General features: G+C 44.2%; 17 protein-coding genes. 6 read left to right on the top strand and 11 right to left on the bottom strand.

From position 1 onward, the window contains the following. Positions 1-168 precede the first annotated feature (168 nt). The 7 genes from fabI to pspF all read right to left on the bottom strand — a co-directional run bounded on the left by fabI (position 169) and on the right by pspF (position 7,914). On the bottom strand, positions 169-957 hold the full coding sequence (fabI, locus tag Xmir_RS16125) for an enoyl-ACP reductase FabI (protein WP_099115206.1): 789 nt from the start codon (positions 955-957) through the stop codon (positions 169-171). Positions 958-1,158: 201 nt separating this feature from the next. Continuing rightward, positions 1,159-1,968 carry a putrescine export ABC transporter ATP-binding protein SapF gene (gene sapF, locus Xmir_RS16120; RefSeq protein ID WP_099115205.1) on the bottom strand — a complete coding sequence of 270 codons (810 nt, stop codon included), beginning with the start codon at positions 1,966-1,968 and terminating at the stop codon, positions 1,159-1,161. Continuing rightward, positions 1,969-2,961, bottom strand: a complete 993-nt coding sequence (gene sapD, locus Xmir_RS16115) for a putrescine export ABC transporter ATP-binding protein SapD (protein ID WP_099115204.1) — start codon at positions 2,959-2,961, stop codon at positions 1,969-1,971. It lies immediately after the preceding gene. Beyond that, on the bottom strand, positions 2,961-3,848 hold the full coding sequence (gene sapC, locus Xmir_RS16110) for a putrescine export ABC transporter permease SapC (RefSeq protein WP_099115203.1): 888 nt from the start codon (positions 3,846-3,848) through the stop codon (positions 2,961-2,963). The genes sapD and sapC overlap by 1 nt, the downstream gene beginning before the upstream one ends. Continuing rightward, positions 3,835-4,800: a putrescine export ABC transporter permease SapB gene (gene sapB, locus Xmir_RS16105; RefSeq protein WP_099115202.1), complete on the bottom strand. Its 966-nt coding sequence runs from the start codon at positions 4,798-4,800 to the stop codon at positions 3,835-3,837. Before sapB ends, sapC begins: the two co-directional genes overlap by 14 nt. Next, positions 4,797-6,602, bottom strand: a complete 1,806-nt coding sequence (sapA, locus tag Xmir_RS16100; protein ID WP_099115201.1) for an ABC transporter substrate-binding protein SapA — start codon at positions 6,600-6,602, stop codon at positions 4,797-4,799. Before sapA ends, sapB begins: the two co-directional genes overlap by 4 nt. Positions 6,603-6,894: 292 nt before the next feature. After that, positions 6,895-7,914, bottom strand: a complete 1,020-nt coding sequence (gene pspF / locus Xmir_RS16095) for a phage shock protein operon transcriptional activator (protein WP_099115200.1) — start codon at positions 7,912-7,914, stop codon at positions 6,895-6,897. Between the two features lie 181 nt (positions 7,915-8,095). Here pspF and pspA point away from each other — a divergent pair, with 181 nt between their 5' ends. From pspA to tyrR, 6 genes are all read left to right on the top strand, one after another. After that, positions 8,096-8,767 (top strand): phage shock protein PspA, encoded by a 672-nt coding sequence (gene pspA, locus Xmir_RS16090; RefSeq protein WP_099115199.1) that lies wholly within the window; start codon positions 8,096-8,098, stop codon positions 8,765-8,767. 48 nt (positions 8,768-8,815) lie between these two features. Then, positions 8,816-9,037: an envelope stress response membrane protein PspB gene (pspB, locus tag Xmir_RS16085; RefSeq protein WP_099115198.1), complete on the top strand. Its 222-nt coding sequence runs from the start codon at positions 8,816-8,818 to the stop codon at positions 9,035-9,037. Then, a complete protein-coding gene (gene pspC / locus Xmir_RS16080; protein ID WP_422646021.1) occupies positions 9,034-9,399 on the top strand; it encodes an envelope stress response membrane protein PspC in 366 nt (121 codons plus the stop codon). Before pspB ends, pspC begins: the two co-directional genes overlap by 4 nt. A gap of 22 nt (positions 9,400-9,421) precedes the next feature. Further along, entirely contained in the window at positions 9,422-10,819 is a 1,398-nt protein-coding gene (locus Xmir_RS16075) for a YcjX family GTP-binding protein (protein WP_099115196.1), read from the top strand. After that, positions 10,816-11,901: a YcjF family protein gene (locus Xmir_RS16070; RefSeq protein WP_099115195.1), complete on the top strand. Its 1,086-nt coding sequence runs from the start codon at positions 10,816-10,818 to the stop codon at positions 11,899-11,901. The genes Xmir_RS16075 and Xmir_RS16070 overlap by 4 nt, the downstream gene beginning before the upstream one ends. Positions 11,902-12,037: 136 nt before the next feature. Then, a complete protein-coding gene (tyrR, locus tag Xmir_RS16065; RefSeq protein ID WP_099115194.1) occupies positions 12,038-13,627 on the top strand; it encodes a transcriptional regulator TyrR in 1,590 nt (529 codons plus the stop codon). Between the two features lie 41 nt (positions 13,628-13,668). Here the strand turns inward: tyrR and Xmir_RS16060 are convergent, their stop codons facing one another. From Xmir_RS16060 to tssF, 4 genes are all read right to left on the bottom strand, one after another. Then, on the bottom strand, positions 13,669-14,565 hold the full coding sequence (locus Xmir_RS16060; RefSeq protein ID WP_244170959.1) for a serine/threonine protein kinase: 897 nt from the start codon (positions 14,563-14,565) through the stop codon (positions 13,669-13,671). Positions 14,566-14,692: 127 nt separating this feature from the next. Further along, the gene (tssH, locus tag Xmir_RS16055) at positions 14,693-17,317 is read right to left on the bottom strand and encodes a type VI secretion system ATPase TssH (RefSeq protein ID WP_099115192.1); all 2,625 of its coding nucleotides are present in this window, start codon (positions 17,315-17,317) and stop codon (positions 14,693-14,695) included. A 59-nt stretch (positions 17,318-17,376) separates the two neighbouring features. Further along, positions 17,377-18,471 (bottom strand): type VI secretion system baseplate subunit TssG, encoded by a 1,095-nt coding sequence (tssG, locus tag Xmir_RS16050; protein WP_244170965.1) that lies wholly within the window; start codon positions 18,469-18,471, stop codon positions 17,377-17,379. A 2-nt stretch (positions 18,472-18,473) separates the two neighbouring features. Then, positions 18,474-20,348, bottom strand: coding sequence for a type VI secretion system baseplate subunit TssF (gene tssF, locus Xmir_RS16045; protein WP_099115191.1), 1,875 nt, complete (start codon positions 20,346-20,348; stop codon positions 18,474-18,476). Between the last annotated feature and the right edge of the window lie 12 nt (positions 20,349-20,360).

Raw genomic sequence — 20,360 nt, 5'->3', positions numbered from 1 at the left:
CTCACTTAGCCCTAAAATATAAACGCCCGATGAAATACATCATCAGGCGTTATGAGTAAAATAAGTGTCAACGTATATCAGGACCAGACACTTTTTCATCTTTCAAATTGCTGTCTTGTTGATTACAACTTGAAATCTGTTGAGGATACGAACAATCAGTTATTGAGCTTATTTCAATTCCAACTCGTTCATAGCAGCGATGCTGAAACCACCGTCAACGTGCAGGATTTCACCTGTTACACCACCAGCCAGATCAGAACACAGGAATGCAGCAGCGTTACCAACATCTTCTGTTGTTACAGTACGGCGAATCGGTGTGACTGCTTCACAATGAGCCAGCATTTTACGGAAATCCTTAATACCGGAAGCTGCCAGTGTACGGATTGGGCCAGCAGAGATGCCGTTAACACGAATGCCTTCAACACCCATTGCATTTGCCATATAACGTACGTTGGCTTCCAGAGAGGCTTTCGCCAGACCCATTACGTTATAGTTAGGAATTGCACGTTCTGCACCCAGATAGCTCAAGGTAAGCAGGGCTGAGTTAGGGTTCAGCATATCACGGCATGCTTTCGCCATTGCAACGAAGCTGTATGCACTGATGTCATGTGCAATTTTGAAGCCTTCACGGCTGACGGCATTAACATAATCGCCATCAAGCTGGTCAGCCGGAGCATAACCGATAGAGTGAACGAATCCGTCGAATTTAGGCCATACTTTGCCTAATTCGGCAAACAGTGCATCGATACTTTCGTCTTCAGCCACGTCACACGGCAGAACGATATTAGAATTCAGTGATGCAGCGAATTCTTCGACACGAGGTTTCAACTTGTCATTTTGGTAGGTAAAAGCCAGCTCTGCACCTTGTTCGTGCATTGCTTTAGCAATCCCATAAGCGATAGACAGTTTGCTGGCGACGCCAGTAATGAGAATGCGCTTGCCGGTCATGAAACCCATAGCAGTATCCTTATTGTTCTTTGTGATCAAAATAGTTCTTTGTGATCAAACACTAATAGTCATGAGTAACAAAATGATATACCCAACATGACCATAGTGTTTATTGTTAATAAACGGGGACAATTCTATCACGCCGGAGAAAAATGTGGTGAGTTTCCCACGCTGTTCCGATCAGTGAATAAAATGTACCCAATGAAAATATTAGGTGAGATCCTGACGCCATGCTTCAGCAGACAAGGCTTCACCAAAATGGCTGGCTATCAATTTGCGTGTAATATCATGCAGTGGAGAAGCCAGTACCTCCGCTGTATTGCCACGCTCTACAACTTCGCCTTGATGCATTACCAGTACTTGATCACTGATATGCTTCATCATACCGAGATGTTGAGTGACATAGATATAAGAAATACCGTGTTTCTCTTGTAATTCCAGCATCAGGTTGATGATTTGAGAGCGCATCGACATATCAAGAGAAGCTAATGCTTCGTCTGCGACAATAATTTGTGGCTGCAATATCAAAGCCCGGGCCAGAGCCACACGCTGTTTCTGCCCTGATGCCAGCATATGTGGATAATAATTGGCGTGGTCTGGTAATAAACCCACTTGGCGCAATGTCTGATTGATTCGTTTCTCCCGTTCGGAAGGGGATAGCTCAGTATTCAGGATTAATGGCATATCCAAAATCTGGCCGATGCGCTGGCGGGGATTCAATGAAGTGCTGGGGTCCTGAAAAATCATGCGGATGCGCTGGCTACGGTAACTGTAATCACCATAAGCCAGCTTATGGTTGTTAATCAGAATTTCACCCGAAGTCGGTTCAATAACCCCTGATAACATTCTCGCCAAAGTAGATTTGCCAGAGCCATTTGCACCAATAATGGCCAGTGTTTTTTTAGATTGTAAAGTAAAGCTTACGGGCTTTACCGCGTCAAGATGATGACGGCGAAACAGCCCAGTGCGATAACGGAATGTTTTAGTCAGGTTTTTGACTTCCAATAATGTGTCAACCACTTATGATTCTTCCATATTCAAAGGGAAATGGCAGGCGAAAGCATGATTCTTAATCACCCGTAACCGAGGGGTTGCTATACAGGTTTTCTGTGCATAGGGACAACGTGGCCCCAAACGGCATCCTATCGGCAGATGCTCCAGTGACGGGATAGCTCCGGGTAATGTATTCAACCGGCTCTTATGCGGTAGTGGGCTGCCAAAATCAGGAATTGAACGGATCAGCGCTTGTGTATAGGGATGATAAGGTTTTATCAGCAGCTCATCCGGCGTAGCACTTTCTACTGTTTGACCGCAATAAAGTACATTGATGCGTTTCACCAGTTTGCTCATCATTTGCAGATCATGGCTGATCAACAGAATTGTCATGTTGTTATTCTGATTTAAGCTCGACAGCAAACGGAATATCTGAGCCTGTGTGGTTGGTTCCATGGCATTGGTTGGCTCATCTGCAATCAGCAAGCGCGGTTGATTGGCAAGAGCCATGGCAATCATCACTTTTTGGCATTCACCTTCCGTTAATTCGTAAGGATAACTGTGCATGATGTCATAGTGGTCTTTGATACCAACACGATGCAGCAGTTCAATTGCACGGCGTTTTCTCCAATGAAATCTCTGCCACCAACGGCCTTTAAACGTCCATCCGGGAATAGCTTGAATAAGTTGCTTACCCACATTTTCTGATGGATCGAGACATGATTGCGGTTCTTGAAAAATCATTGAGATATTGTGACCAATCACTTTACGGCGCTGCCGTGGTGTCAGGCGCAATAAGTCAATATCATTGAAACGAAAACGATCAGCGGTGACTTTAAGATTATCTTTTGTGACGCCACATATCGCTTTGGCAATCAAACTTTTACCTGATCCTGATTCGCCCGCCAAACCGAGAATTTCACCTTCTGTCAGTGAAATACTCATGCGGTCAACTGCTTTGACGGGGCCCTCTGCTGTCATAAACTCAATGGTGAGGTTTCGAATATCAAGCAATGGCATTATTCGACTCCTGCATTAATGGCCCGGTGGAGTCCGTCACCCAGTAAGTTAACGAATAGAACGCTGAGCATAATCGCGCCTCCCGGCAACATCACAGTCCATGGCGCAGCATAGATCAACTCCAATGAATCTCCCAGCATCGCACCCCACTCAGGTGATGGCAGCCGTGCACCAAGATCGAGGAAGCCCAAGGCTGCAATATCAAGGATAGCGATGGAAAGAGTGCGCGTTAGCTCAGTGACTATTACCGCAGTGATATTGGGAAAAACGGCATAGCGTAAGATATGGTAATTTGATGCGCCATCCAAACGTGCTGCGATAATATATTCCTTATCCAACTCGTCATGTACAGCCGTATAAATAGTGCGCACTATTCTTGGCAGTAACGCCAGCCAGACAGCTATCATGGCATGATGCAGACTGGCTCCAACGAAAGCAACGACAATAATCGCCAGCAATAAAGAAGGAATAGAGAGTAAGGTATCAAGGATATGGTTCAGGACCGCAGATTTAAACCCGTGGGTCATCCCTGCGAGGCTGCCGATGATTAGTCCCACAATGGCTGCGGCGGCGGTTACAACCAGTGCAGACCCGAATGTGGAAGATGTCCCAATCAGCAGGCGGCTGAAAATATCACGACCGAGATCATCGGTTCCGAGAAAAAAGGCGACATTACCGTGATGCGACCATGAAGGTGGCATCAGTTGATCCAGAAATTGCTGATCAAGCCGATAGGGGGAGAGATGGTTTCCCAACAAGCTCAATGCAATTAAAACCAATACCCCATAGAAACCCGTCATCGCTAATATGTCAGCATAGAAAAACCGCCAAATAACTTTCAACGGCGACGGCATTTTCTTTTCTTGGTAAAAATTATCTAAGGGCATACCATTCCTTATTCTTCAGAGGATTAGCCATCGCTCCGATGATATCTGTCAACACATTAACTGAAATAACTAACGTGCCTATCACCATAACGCCTGCTGAAATGACTGAATAATCCTGTTGGCGAATAGCACTGATAAGCCAGCGTCCTAAACCAGGCCAGTTAAATACCTGTTCTGTCACCATCGCTAATGTGAGCATGGTTGAGAATTGCAATCCCAGTTTGGGAATAATAGGCGGTAAAGCGTTATGCAGCAGATGGCGGCGAATAATTGTCAACCGTGATAAGCCACGTGTTGCTGCTGATTTAATATAGTTTGCGGTTGATATTTCCTCAGTGCTATTACGCATCAAACGAATGACTTCCGTTGTGGGAGCAACAGCCAGCGTGATGACGGGCAGAATCATGTGCAGAATAACACTCATGATCATCTCATTACGATGTGGGGATTCCGACAACCAGGCATCAATCAATGCAGAACCAGTCACGGGCTCCATCCGATAGAGCAAATCAAATCGCCCTGAAACGGGTAGCCATCCTAAGTAAAGTGAAAAAAGCAGCGTCAGCAAAAGCGCTAACCAGAAAACCGGGATGGAAAAACCACAGAGAGCAAATGTGCTGATAATGACATCGACTTTTTTATTGCGCCAGACACCGGCGATAATCCCCAGAGGAATACCGACTAACAGAGCCATGGAAAACGCAAGAATACAAAGTTCCATTGTTGCGGGGAGAACATCATATAATTGTTCAATAATTCGTTCCCCGTTAATGCTGGAAATACCAAAATTCCATTGGAGCAATCCACTGAAATAATGAATGAAAGCATCTGCCAGTGATGCACCACTCAAGGGGCCATGCGGTGTGAAATACATCAGGCTGAAACTGATTAATGAAAGAAAAAACAACGTCACAACCAGAAGCAGCAAACGACGTAAAATATAAATAATCAATTGCTTTCCTCTTTATTTTCATCAGGCGTGGTAGTTATTTGTTCGCGGTACATTTGTTCACGGTACACACTGCCAAAGGGGCTATTGCCAAACGGGCTTAGCACCAATCCTTTGATGTTATAACGAAATATTTGCAGGCGCATCGCATAAGCCAGTGGCAGTACAGGTAATTGCTGTGCCAGAATTTCTTGTGCAACTTGATAATTTTTGATGCGTGAAGCAAGCTGTTGATTTAATAAGGCCTGATGAAGTGCATTATCGAAATCAGCATTACACCAACGGCTTAGGTTAGTTTGGGAGGCGATAGCCGCACAACTCAGTAAAGGACGGAAAAAACTATCGGGATCGTTGCTATCCGTAGACCATCCAGCCAATGTCATATCATGGGTTTTATCCATCAGTTGATTTTCTTGGTAACGGCCTTCGACGGGGCGGATGGACATTTTAATCCCGACCTGAGCCAAATCCGCCTGAATAAGTTCCGCCATTTTCAGGGGGCTTGGATTATAGGATTGTGACGCAGTTGGCACCCATAATGTTAACTCCAATCCATGTAATCCCAATTCATTTAACATTTTGCGGGATTTTTCAGGGTAGTATTCGGTAATTTCGGCACGATTATCATACGCCCAAGATGCACGTGGCAAGATCGACGCCGCGGTTTCAGCAGTACCGTAATAGATAGATTTCATCAGGCGTTGGTTATTGATGGCATAAGCAATCGCTTGACGAACCTCCAATTTATCCAACGGTGGTTTGCTGGTATTAAATGCAAGATAGGCGATATTCATACCTGAACGTAATGTCTGGCGCAGGTTTGGGTTATCATGCAAAATATTCCACTGGTTGGCATCGGGATAGGCCAGTACATCGCACTCACCCGTGAGCAGTTTCGATATTCTGCCTGTACCACCGGCTCCGGTATCTATAACTACCTGTTCCATGCGTGGTTTACCTCTCCAATATTTATCATGACGAACAAGGCGGATAAATTGTTCCATCTGATAATCCTCCAGCATGAATGGCCCTGTTCCTACAGGTTTCCAGTCAATCTCTCTCTGCTGATTTATTTGCTGCAATTTTTGAGCATATTCCTGAGACAGGATAGGAGCATAGTATGTTGCCAGATGCCAAATGAAAGAAGCATCGGGCGCTTTAAGGCGAAATTCGACGGTATACTTGTCGATTTTCCGAATATCCTGCACTGAATCACCGAATTGCAGGCTGTCAAAATAGGGATAGTGACCACCATTAACATTATGATAATAATGTGTTTCATCGAAGACGCGGCGGAAGCTGAACACCACATCATCAGCGTTCATCGAGCGGGTTGGTGTAAACCAATCTGTTGTTTGGAAAGCAACATTATGGCGCAGGTGAAAGCGATAAGTTGCACCATTGTCTCTCACTTCCCAGTCGGAAGCTAGCTCAGGAATTAAACGATAGGTAAGGGGATCAACGCCCAGCAGGCGATTGTAAATTTGTGCTGCAAGAGTATCTACAGTCAAGCCGCTGATGCTCAACTGTGGATTAAATGTATTCAGGTTGCCATTAACACAATAGATAAAACCACTCTGTCTTAATTTGCTTGAAATGTAAGACAAATTTTCTGAAGTATTGTTGGGCATGGAGTCAGGGAATGATTTAATCGATTTTGGAATAGACTCCGAAATCGATTCTGAAATGGTTTGCACCGGTGTAGTTTGCACAGGTATGGTTTTCACGGATTCTGGAATAGCGTTCTCGGCTGCAAGGGCAGGGACAGCAAGCAATAATATAATCCAATAAATCAAATAGCGCATATAAAACGTCATTCATAAAAAAGAGTTTGGCCATTGTAACTTAATTAACGCTTTTTGCTCAAAAACAACGATCAGATCACGTCAATGAGAAAAATTCTCAATAAATTGCTTTACAAATAGAATTGAGACGTATTATCATTCGTGTCGTGCTTTCGGGAAAACACCTTTGCAATACTCAGGATGTAATTTTCAGGAAAAGCACGACATTGCTCACATTGCTTCCAGTATTTTATTAGCCGGCTCGGGTGCCGGCTATTTTTTTATCCGGTTATCTATTCCCACTGATTTTCGTTTATTCACTGGCGTGAATATTGATATCGTGTTTTTTGATTAATCCACGTAGCTGGTGATAAGTCAGATTGAGCTTATCAGCCGCTTTTTTTTGATTGAATTGACTTTTTACCAATGCCTGCATGATCAAAATCCTTTCACTATCATTTTGCCATTGCCTTAAGTCAAGGGGTAATTGGGGAAGGGGGGAATCGGTCGGCTGACTATCAATAGATCGCGAATTAACAGGTTGTTCAACAATCTCTTGCGATGATGAAAATGGATTGATAATGATAGTGTTTAATTCATTCTGATTATCGCCGTGTCGATAAATGGAGCGTTCTATTACGTTCTTTAATTCTCGGACGTTGCCGGGCCAATGATAAGAAAGTAGCTGCTGTTTGGCTTCGTCAGTAAATCCGGGGAAAAAGGTCAGATTTAATTCGCGACACATCTGAATCGCAAAATTCTGTGCCAGTAACATAATATCCTGTTGTCGTTGACGTAGTGGTGGAATTTGAACCACATCGAATGCAAGCCTGTCAAGCAAATCAGCCCTGAACTTCCCGCGGGCAGCCATGGCAGGCAAATCTTCGTTGGTTGCACAGATCAAACGTACATCGACTTGTAAGGACGTATTGCCACCCACGCGTTCCAAATGACCATATTCAATGACGCGCAGCAATTTTTCCTGTACCTGCATGGGGGCGGTAGCCAGTTCGTCAAGAAACAACGTCCCACCATCTGCCCGTTCAAAGCGCCCCTGATGTTTTGCATGAGCGCCTGTGAATGCGCCGGCTTCATGACCGAAGAGCTCAGAATCAAGCAGGTTTTCATTGAGCGCAGCACAGTTCAAAGAAATGAAGGGGCCTTGCCAACGCGGAGAAAGGTAATGCAAACGACGGGCGATTAATTCCTTGCCTGTTCCCCGTTCGCCGAGAACCAAAACAGGCTTATTCAACTTTGCCAGTGCAGAGACTTGTTCCAAAATTTCAATAAAACAGTTTGCTTCACCTAATAGGTTATCAATAAACTGAGACATGGTATTTTTCGCCACTAGTTAGTTAATTTAACCACATTAAATTATGGCAATAAAAAGTCAAAGAAAAATTATTTTATTTATTTCAATAAGATAATAAAGATATAAAAGTTGGCATGTATCTTGTATCCGCTTTAACAGTACACAGGCATCACATACATTCTAATGAAAGAGGTTTATGACTATGGGTATTTTTTCTCGCTTTGCTGATATCGTTAATGCCAACATTTCTTCTCTGCTGGATAAAGCAGAAGATCCACAAAAAATGATCCGCTTGATGATTCAGGAAATGGAAGACACGCTGGTGGAAATTCGTTCAACCTTAGCGCGTACACTGGCAGAGAAAAAACAGCTTTTGCGCCGTATTAGCAATGGCGAAAGCCAAATTGAGGGTTGGCAGGAAAAAGCTGAACTGGCGTTGAGTAAAGGTAAAGAAGATCTGGCTCGTGCGGCGTTGATTGAAAAACAGAAAGTTAACAGCCTGGTTGAAGTATTAACAAACGAATTGTCGATTTTGGATGAAACTCTTGAACGCATTAAAGGTGAAGTGACGGAGCTGGAAAATAAATTGACAGAAGCGCGTGCAAGACAACAATCATTAACTTTGCGTCATCAGGCTGCGGCATCTTCCCGTGAAGTACGTCGTCAGCTCGATAGTGGTAAAATAGATGAGGCAATGGCGCGATTCGAGCAGTTTGAGCGCCGGATAGATCACATGGAAGCCGAAGCGGAATCTGTTGGATTGGGTAAACAAAAATCACTCGAACAGCAATTTGCAGAATTGAAAGCAGATGATGAAATCAGTGCGCAACTTGCGGCCCTGAAGGCTAAAATGAATCTCAAAGATCCACAATGATGACATATGTCATGCACAACTTATGTTATGCACAACTAAGGAAAGATAATGGGCTATATATTTCTGGGGATCCCACTGATCATCTTCGTGCTTTTTGTTTTACCCATTTGGTTGTGGCTGCATTATAGCAACCAGAATCGAGGTCAGTTAGGGAGCAGCGAGGTTCAGCGTTTAGAGCAATTGACAGAGAACGCCCGACGTATGCAGGAACGGATCAAAACGCTGGAAGATATCCTTGATGCCGAGCATCCAAACTGGAGACAGTCATAATGTCAAATAATTACCGCAGGAAACTCTATCGCTTGCCAGATCAGGGGATGGTAAAAGGGGTTTGTGCCGGGTTGGCAGATTATTTTAACGTGCCTGTTCCGCTTATCCGTATCATCACAGTACTGTCGCTGTTCTTTGGGTTATTTGGCATAACTGTATTGGCTTATATCATCTTAACCTTTGTGATGGATCCCGCGCCTGCGGGATATTCGGCGGAGGAAAAAGATAGGGGGCCATCAGCACAGAAAATGTTGGATGAAGTAGATTACCAGCTGAGGGCAAGTGAAGCTCGTTTGCGTCAGATGGAACGTTATATTACTTCAGACACTTACAGTGTACGCAGTCGTTTTCGCCAACTTTAGGGTATCCCCCATTAGGAGAGACATGAAACGGTTGCAACACGAACTTTCAGCGCTTGTTAATCGTGGAATGGACCGCCATTTGCGGCTGGCGGTAACAGGATTAAGTCGCAGCGGAAAAACTGCCTTTATTACTTCTTTAGTAAACCAGTTACTGCATGTTCATAGCGGAGCCAGATTGCCGCTATTTTCTGCTGTGCGTGATGGGCGTTTGCTGGGAGTAAAACGGGTACCACAGCGAGATTTTGGTATTCCTCGTTTTGCTTATGATGAAAACATTGCCGCATTGCACGATACACCACCGTATTGGCCAATACCAACGCGTGGAGTGAGCGAAATTCGCTTGGCTCTGCGTTATCGCTCTGAAGATTCTCTCTTTCGTTATCTAAAGGAAACCTCCACCCTTTATCTGGAAATTGTTGACTATCCGGGAGAGTGGTTACTTGATTTATCCATGCTGGAACAAAATTATCTGGCGTGGTCACGACATATGAATGGATTGCTCAAAGGGGAAAGAGCGAATTCGGCTAAACCGTGGTTGGAATTAGGCAAACAATGTGATCCATTGGCTCCTGCTGATGAAAATTTGCTTGCCAGAATCGCTCAGGCTTATACCGATTATCTGCATCAATGCAAACAACAGGGGCTGCATTTTATTCAGCCAGGGCGGTTTATATTACCGGGGGATTTAGCGGGAGCGCCCGCGCTGCAATTTTTCCCATGGCCGGATATTGACAGAATTGGAGAACCTCAATTAGCCAAGGCGGATAAACATACTAACATTGGAATGTTGCGGGAGCGCTTTGCTTATTATTGTGATCATATCGTCAAGGGTTTCTATAAAGAGCATTTCCTCCGTTTTGATCGGCAAATTGTTCTGGTGGATTGTTTACAGCCTTTGAACAGTGGCCCACAAGCCTTTAACGATATGCGGCTTGCATTGACACAGCTTATGCAGAGTTTCCATTATGGTAAACGAACATTGTTTCGTCGTTTATTTTCCCCTTGTATCGATAAATTGATGTTTGCAGCCAGCAAAGCTGATCATATTACAGCGGATCAACATGCCAACCTTGTTTCTCTTTTACAGCAATTGGTTCAGGATGCCTGGCAAAACGCGGCGTTTGAAGGGATCAGTATGGATTGTGTGGGGCTTGCATCTGTTCAGGCAACAGAAAGTGGTATTGTCATTCATGATGGTGAAAAAATTCCTGCCATTAAAGGCAACCGCTTGTCAGATGATAAGTCAATGACATTCTTTCCGGGAGAAGTGCCACAGCGTTTGCCGAACAGCGATTTTTGGCAAAAACAGGGGTTCAATTTTGAATCATTCAGGCCAAAACAAGTCAATGTCGATACGCCGTTACCCCATATTCGCATGGACAGCGCAATGGAATTTTTACTGGGAGATAAATTAACATGACCGAACCTTTGAAACCGAGAATGGATTTTGATGATCTTGCACCAACATCGTCAGAGCCGTCGCTGAAATCAAAAAAAGAATTCAATGGGCAGGAAAAGGAATTCTATCCGGTTATGCCTGAACTGGACGCAGAGGAACAAGAGGGGGAATTTGAAGGTGCGGTCAATCAGGCACTGAAACCAAAACGGAGTTTGTGGCGAAAAATTTTTTCCGTCGCAATAGTGTTATTAGGTGTCAGTGTGATTGCACAGTTTATTCAGTGGATATATCAATCATGGCAGCAGAATGATTGGATTGCACTGGGTGTTGCAGCAGCGGGTGGGCTGATTATTTTTGCGGGAATCGGCACAGTGATAAGAGAGTGGCGGCGCCTCTATCACTTACGCCTGCGTACCGAAGAGCGAGATACGGCGAAGGTGCTGTTGCAAAGCCATGGTATTGGCAAAGGGCGTCAATTTTGCGAAAAACTGGCAGAACAAGCTGGAATTGAGCAACAGCACCCGGCATTGCAGCGTTGGCAGGCGGCGGTACATGAGACACACAATGACCGTGAAATAGTCATGTTATACAGCAAATTGGTTCAGTCTGTCTTAGATGTGCAAGCGAAGAAAGAGATCAGTCGTTCGGCGGCGGAATCTGCCTTAATGATTGCTGTCAGTCCGTTGGCTATTGTCGATATGGCCTTTATTGCGTGGCGAAATATTCGTTTGATTAATCGCATAGCGGCGCTGTATGGGATCGAATTAGGTTATTTCAGCCGCATTCGTCTGTTCCGGTTAGTTTTGCTGAATATTGCTTTTGCGGGCGCATCAGAATTAGTGAGAGAAGTGGGCATGGACTGGTTGTCTCAAGACATTGCCGCCCGTCTTTCAGCGCGTGCTGCTCAGGGGATTGGCGCGGGGCTGCTGACTGCCCGTCTGGGTATCAAAGCAATGGAACTGTGCCGTCCTTTGCCATGGATTGATGGCGACAAGCCGAAACTGGGGGATTTTCGCCACCAATTACTGACCCAGCTTAAAAGCACATTACCGACGACAAAAACCAAAAAAACTGAAAACAATACAGCCGCCAAAATACAGTAGCCAAATAGTGGCTACTGTCATTTCAGGTTGACAACTTATTTTATCGTAAACTTTTACTGACAAGGGCTTCATCTATTGCACAGTAACGGGTAACATTTCTGAAGGTTATGCACATCGTGTAAATAAGGTCAGAATAATGCGATTAGAAGTCACTTGTCAGGATCGGATTGGGTTAACTCGTGAGTTACTTGATTTACTGGTTTTAAAAAATATTGACCTGAAAGGAATTGAGATTTCTCCTGCTCGTCGTATTTACCTTAATTTTACTCAGATTGATTTCAACACCTTTCGCTTATTGATGGCGGAAATTCGCCGCATCAGCGGGGTCATTGATGTTCGGACGGTCGCCTTTATGCCGTCAGAAAAAGAGCATAGAGCGATGTGGACATTGTTGGAATCGGTTCCTGAACCTATCTTTTCTATTGATATGAAAGGAAACATTGAGCTAGCTAATCCCGCCTCATTGGTACTGTTCGGCCTCAGTAAAGAAAAGATAAGCCAAAAAAACATTAGTCATCTGATTAACAATTACAATTTCCTCCGTTGGCTCGAAAGTGAGCACCATCAACCTCATTCGGCACATTTATCCATCAAAGGGCAGAACTATGAGATGGATATTGTTCCTATGCAGTTAACAGATGAAAATCAGGTCGTCAGGTGTGTAGGCGCTGTGATTATGCTGCGTGCTGAAACACGTCACTCAGAAAGAAATATTGAATCATCGCTCAAACGATTAACGGTGAATGATGATTGTGCTTTCGAGCAAATTATTGCCGTCAGTCCTAAAATGGTTCATGTCGTTGAGCAGGCACGTAAAATGGCAATGCTTGATGCCCCATTGCTGCTTATTGGAGAAACAGGAACCGGAAAAGATGAATTTGCTAAAGCTTGTCACTTGCGGAGTGCCAGAGGAAAACAGCCTTTTCTTGGCTTAAATTGTGCTTCCATGCCAGATGATGTTGTCGAAAGTGAGCTGTTTGGTTATGCGGCGGGCGCTTACCCAAATGCGATGGAAGGCAAAAAAGGTTTCTTTGAGCAGGCGAATGGCGGGACGGTTTTGTTGGATGAGATCGGTGAAATGTCGCCACAAATGCAGAATAAATTGCTGCGTTTCTTGAACGATGGCATATTCCGCCGTGTTGGTGAAGATAATGAAGTTAAAGTTAATGTTCGGATTATATGCGCGACTCAGAAGAATTTGGTTGAGTTAGTGCAAAAAGGGATGTTTCGTGAAGATCTCTATTACCGGCTGAACGTGTTAACGATTACATTGCCACCCTTACGGGAGCGTCGGGCGGATATTATGCCGCTGACAGATTACTTTGTTACGCGTTTTGCACAAGAGCAGGGTTTAACCAAGCCTAAGTTTTCTTCTGATTTGGAACCATTTTTGTCTGGTTATCACTGGCCGGGGAACGTCAGGCAACTGCGGAATGTTATCTATCATGCGTTGACTCAGCTTGAGACGAATAAACTATGCCCGCAGGATATTCAGTTACCTGAATTAGAATCAGAGATGGCATTTAATGAAGATGTGCTGGTGGGCTCTTTGGATGAAATCAGTAAGCGTTTCGAACGTTCCGTATTGACGCGCCTTTATCGCCATTATCCCAGCACGCGTAAATTGGCAAAACGGCTTGGCGTTTCTCATACTGCAATAGCGAATAAGCTACGTGAGTATGGGCTGAGTGGAAAGAAACATACCTCTGAACATGAAGATGAATAATTATTTATATCTGAATATTGAAACCTATTGGGTACAGATTGTCAGTATTCCGATAGGGTCCCAGTATCAGATAATGTCAGGGGTAAGGATGGTTCTACAGCAGATGATTTTATCAGCGTGATTAATTTTGAAATGTTCATTGGCCGTTCAGAAGGTTGAATGGCTAAAGCGCGATCGATAGCATGTAGAAATGAGAGTGAATAACCCGCAGGTTTCCGTTCGGCCAGAGGTTGATAATTATCTTCAAGATTACGCACGATACTGACTGGCGGGGGAGTTCCTACAATTAAAGTATGGAGTGCTGCCCCTATCGCATAGATATCTGTCCAGGGGCCTTGTTGCCCTTCTTCATTGGCAGTGTATTGTTCGATAGGCGTAAAACCTGATCTTATGGTAACTTCAAGTTCATCAGACAGTCGTTCGTTCAGTTTTCTGATTGAGCCTAAATCGAGTAGTACCGGTGCTCCATTTTCTTGAATCAAGATATTATCCAAAGAAATATCACAGTGCAGATAACCCGCTTGGTGAAGTGTATTAAGTGCATCAAGCAAAAGATACAAAATATTGCTGAGCCAGCGTTGATTGATAATTTCTGGTTGTGTCATTTGCAATGCCTTTAACGTCTTTCCACTGTAAAAAGGTGTTGCAATGTAGGCAGTGCAGTTTTTTTGCCAGAAATGAAGAAAAAATGGTAAGCATGGGTGATTGAAACAACTCATCAAATGCGCTTCACGCATAAAATGAGTCAGCCCCATTTGAAATCTTTTTCTGAAATCTCCTCTGCGTAGTTTTAACGTTAAATTTTGCTCACGTATTACCAAAGAAGAAGGCATATATTCTTTGATCGCAATGCTTCGTTTCAGTCGGTGATCCCAGGCACGATACACAATCCCGAACCCGCCACTGCCAATAACTTTTTCGATCTCAAATTCATTCAAGCAATATCCAACAGGTAGTGCGTGTAAGGGGGGATGATTGCTATTGGAGTAGTTATTATAAAAATAGTTATTATAAAAACAGTTATTATAAAAGTTCGGCATAATAAATAGTCTCCTGCTCACAAGCCTAATTCGTGAATTGACATTGAAACTCACCTTGTTTGAGAGATACTTGTAGCTGATGATATTGTTGATCATTAACCGTGGCAGAAAGAATATGCTGACTGATTTGTGGTAGCAAGGTGTTGGTCAGAATGGCATCCACCATGCGGCCCCCTGATTCGATTTCTGTACATCGTTCGACGATATGTTTAACCAGAGCATTATCGAATGTGGCTATAATGCCGTGGGTCTCCAGTAAGCGTTTTTTAATACGATTCAATTGCAAATGAACGATATTTGACATCACTTCATCACTCAATGGGTAGTAAGGTATGACCATTAAGCGCCCCAGCAAAGCGGCAGGAAATACTTGTAGTAGCGATTTTCGCAATGCTGTGCTGAGTTTTTCTGGGTCTGGAATGGTGGCTGATTGTAAACACAGCGAGCTAACTAAATCAGCGCCAACATTGGATGTCAGGATAATGATGGTATTGCGAAAATCAATGTGGCGACCTTCGCCATCTTCCATCCAACCTTTATCAAAGACCTGAAAGAAAATTTCGTGAACATCGGGGTGGGCTTTTTCAATCTCATCTAACAATACCACGCTGTAGGGGCGGCGGCGAACTGCTTCGGTTAACACGCCACCTTCACCGTAACCTACGTAACCGGGAGGAGCACCTTTCAATGTGGATACGGTGTGTGCTTCCTGAAATTCACTCATATTGATGGTGATTAGATTCTGCTCGCCACCATATAACGTTTCTGCCAGTGCCAACGCGGTTTCAGTTTTGCCGACACCGGATGGGCCGCATAACATGAATACACCAACCGGTTTATTGGGATCATCTAATCTGGCTCGTGAAGTACGCACCCGTTTTGCGATTAATTCTAAGGCGTGATACTGACCGATGACACGTTGGTTGAGTGTATCAGCTAAATGTAATACAGCCTCGATTTCGTCTTTTACCATACGGCTGAGCGGGATGCCCGTCCAATCCGATACAACGGCAGAAACAACATTACTGTTTACTGTAGGGAAGATAAGCGGGATATCTCCTTGCAAAATTTTCAATTGCTGCTGTAGTTCTGCCAGCTCAGTATGGAGGGTATCGATATCATCATGGTGTTGCTGTTCATGAAGCTGAGTTTGTAGGTGAATAATTTCATCAATCAGGGCGAGTTCTTGTTGCCAGCGATTTTCCAGTTGGCTCCGTTTTTCTTCCAGTACAGAGAGTTTCTCGCGGATAGTTTCTGACCGTTGCTGATCCCCAACGCCGACTTTTGATTCCCGTTCAGCGATTTCCAGTTCAATTTTCAAGGCATCAATTTGATGGCGGCAGTTTTCTAACTGAGGGGGTTCAGCATGCTGGCTGATTGCAACTCTGGCACAAGCGGTATCCAACAAAGCTATCGCTTTATCAGGTAATTGGCGAGCAGGAATATAGCGGTGAGAGAGACGTACCGCTGCCTCAACAGCTTCATCCAATAAAAGGACATGATGATGTTTCTCCAGTGTATTTACCAGGCTGCGTAGCATCAGCAATGCTTTGGCTTCATCCGGCTCATGAACCTGGACAACTTGAAAACGGCGCGTAAGGGCCGGATCTTTTTCGATATATTTTTTATATTCTGACCATGTCGTTGCGCCAAGAGTCCGTAATTGACCCCGTGCCAATGCGGGTTTTAACAAATTGGCGGCATCACCGGTTCCTTGTTGTCCACCGGCACCGATCAGAGTATGAATTTCATCAATAAACAGAATAATGGGAATTGGGCTAGATTGTACTTCTTCAATCACTTTGCGTAAGCGGGACTCGAACTCACCTCTGACCCCTGCACCGGCCTGCAACATACCAATATCCAATAGCCAAAGCTGCACGTTTTGTAGAGGAGGGGGGACTTCATTTGTTGTAATCCGCAGTGCCAATCCCTCAATGACAGCAGTCTTACCCACACCGGCTTCTCCTGTCAGTAGGGGATTATTTTGACGTCGCCGCATCAAGATATCGATAATTTGACGGATCTCTTCATCGCGCCCCGATACAGGGTCAATATCACCATTACGGGCGCGGGCAGTCAGTTCCTGCCCGTATTTTTGCAACGCACTGTCAGCCGATGGTTGTACCGTTGTTTGCGTATTATTGGGGGATAATTCGGTACTCTCTTGTGCTTCATTACTGCTACCGCAGATAGCGTTGAAATTATCCACCAAAGTATCTGTATTAATACGATCGAACTGCGGGGAAATGGCTTTCAACGTATTGCGCAGATTGAACGTTTTTAATATACCAATTAGCCAATGCGCACTGCGGATCTTGTCAACACCAAATTTCAGTGAACCGTATACCCAAGCGCGTTCTACAGCGCTGTCAATGTGTTCGGAGAGATCAGAAATCGTGCTGGCACCGCGTGGTAAGCGATCCAATGCTGCAATAATATCCTTTGTCAGGCTGGGTTCATCCAGTGCAAAGTAACGGATAATGAGTTGCAGGTCACTGTTTTGCAGTTGCATGAGTTGATGCAGCCAATGCACCAGTTCGACATAAGGATTACTGCGTAGCTTGCAAAATGTTGTGGCATTTTCCAGCGAAGTGAATAACAAACGATTAAGTTTACCAAAGAGAACAGAACGACTGATTTCTGACATAAATATAACCCGCAATAATAGTTGTTGCTTATGGGAGAAGTTAACCAAAGGCAAATAGATTAGAATTCATTCCGGGGGGATTCTGGGTTATAGATTAAATCATCATAGTGAGCTGATTGGGTAACTTGTCCAATCCAGCTATTCAGGCCCAATTTTATTGTTTTTGACAGACGCATTTCTGTTATGGCTGATTTATCAAGTACTAGTCTGATATCCCATACATATTCAATACCCAGATATTGATATACCCAATCACGTAATTGCTGCGCTTTAGGTTGTCCGGGCAGAAACATGTCATATTCTGATTTGGTTAATGGTCCCAGCTCAATGCGGAATTTATGTTGAATATCATAGGCTGCGATACCCAGGAAGGCAGATTTGCCTAAACTGGGCATATGACGTCCCGCCTTCAATCGAGCCTGATCCTGAGTTTCTATTTTCAGCCATTGTGGAATATTTTGAATGATTCTGACGGGGACTTTGAAATAAAAGAGCAGAATTTTTTCCAACCCTTCCGCACTATGCCATTGGCGGGAAAGATGACCCGCTAGCGAGTAACGAGCGTGGCTTTTAATGGTGTCATTGATAGTGTTACTACTGAGAGTATCAAGATCCTGTTGGGCGGGTAATCCCATACCTATCAGACAGGCCAGATAACGGCAGAATTTCTGATTGTCCTGCCTGTCCAAAGATGAAACCGGTTGTGCGTTAGCCCAGGCCCGGTAGAACAGGAGTGTGAGTCGATGATGGAATAAATTGGCAAAGGAGCTTAACGTTGAGTCGTGATAAGTATACTCCCGTGAATAGGCATATTCGGTTAAATGCAGGGGGAGTGGCCCATTGGGACCAAATAACCCAAAACTGTAAATGAGAATATCATACAATTTCGAATTTTCCCGCTGTTGAACTTCTGAAATCGTCGAAGGCGCGAATACCATTGAGGCTTTTTGTCCCAGGCGCAAAGGTTCATATCGCGGTAACGGAGCCGTTCCCAGCCGATAATATTCTCCAGATTGGGCATCTATTCGACGCAGAGTCTGGAATAAATCGAATTTCCACGGTGCTTGAGTAAGCTGTTGCCAAAAAGTATTTGGTAAGCGACATATACGATGAATGGTAATGATATCCGTCTTCATGTTTTTTATATGTATCATGCTCATAACAATTTCTTGCTGCCTATACGGGCAGGCCAGAAACCGATCTGCCCGCGTTGCTGGCTATGCAGTGTCATTTCTATAAATGAGTTCATGGTGACCAGACGCGAAAATAATTTTTCCAGCACGCTGCCCAGAAGCCATGGGCTGGTTCCTGCAAACTCTTGCTCATCCACTTCAAGCTTAATGCTGACACCCCGGGCAAAGACAATTGGACCCGGCTCGGTCGTCCGACGATAGATTTCTTTTAGCGAACAATGGCGTATTCCATTGATTTGACGTGTTACTGCGGGTTCAGCAAGGGTGGCATACAGGCTTAATAATTGCTGTAGTACCTGAGTACTTTCCTTTTTATCTTTATCCATAAAATTCAAATAATTAATTTGAAGTTGGCTAATTAAATTCCATGATATAGCGCCTTCTGCCAGAGCGGGATGTGGAATGGTTGGCCTTTTAAGAAACACAATTTGATTAATCGGTATGGACTCCAGCATAGCAAAACTGTCGATATCTTGTTGTCGCAACATCGCCGGTAAATCACGGTTAGTGCACATAACATCGGCACTTAAATATTTTAATGCGTTAGGCCATGGAGAATGGTGTTCATCAACAATCGAGATGAATGTTTCTGTACCGATATAGCTGGTACGGGTTCCGTAGTGATGAGCGTGTTCAGACAAAATGCGGGGGTCGCGGCGCAGGGTGAAATACGCGCCATAATTGCTTTTATCATCACTGTTCGTTGACCAAAAAGGACGAAATATGCGTTCTTCGTTATGGTTTTCATCAACGCCATATAAATGTTGTACAGAAAAAATTTCGTAATCCAGTGGACGGATATTATCCACAACCAGATGATACTCATTGGTACTTTCATCGACAGTGACTCGTTCAGTCACTTTCGGGAAAAGATTAATCACGGGAGTACAGTTCAGTGCCAAATAAGAGGCATCGACCAAGCTTTCTAAGTCACTATCGATTTTGTCCAGAAGCAGAATGAGTTCAAATTCGCTTTCTTTCTCTGTTTGTCCCAGCAAAGATTGCATTCCACGGATACTGAAAAAACGGAAACGTACAGGAAAAGCAAAATATTCCTGAATCTGGCGATACCCACTGAAATTACGAGGATCATTAGGTAACATTGCCTGATTATCTTCAAAACCTTCGTGATGCGGTGAAATATCAGGCAATACCTGATACTGTGGCGTTTCACCCAACGTCTGGCATACCATGCCAACAGAGTGTTCCATAATCAATTCCAGCAATCTCTGGGACTGAATATCGGGTCCTGAAAGAAAAAAAGTCAGCGTGCTTAGATCCAGTTCGTTAAGGAAAAATTTCCCCTGACAGGCAAAGCGGATCCGTAGTGCGCTGACGGCACCATACTGATGAAGGTTTAATCCCATAAGAGGAAAGTTGGCCGGGATCTTGCCAAGCTCCACTTTTTGTAAATTCAGTGGTTGTAAAACGACGTCTTGAGTCGTGGCATATTGAAAAGTAATTCCTTCTTTCTTCAATGTCTGGCAGAGCATGATAGTTCCGCGGGGAACCAGAAATCCGTGGCTGACATCCCCTTTACTCATATCTGGTTTGAGTTCGGTGATCGCCATTGAGGGAGTGGGGGCCAAATAGTTGGGATACAGCATTTCCAATAAATGCTGGGAAAAATGTTGAAATTCCGCATCCATTTTCAACTGGATGCGGGCGGTGAGGAAAGCGAAGCCTTCTAACAAGCGCTCAACATAGGGATCAGCGATATCAATGCCATACATTCCCAAGCGGTTAGCAACTTTGGGGTAGCGTTCAGCAAATTCTTTTCCCATTTCACGCAAATACACCAGTTCTCGGTTGTAATATTCCAGTAACTTGCTATCCATGATTTTTCCTGT

The organism is Xenorhabdus miraniensis (assembly GCF_002632615.1).
Note: the sequence above shows the minus strand (reverse complement) of the source record. Positions and strands in the feature narration are given on the sequence as shown.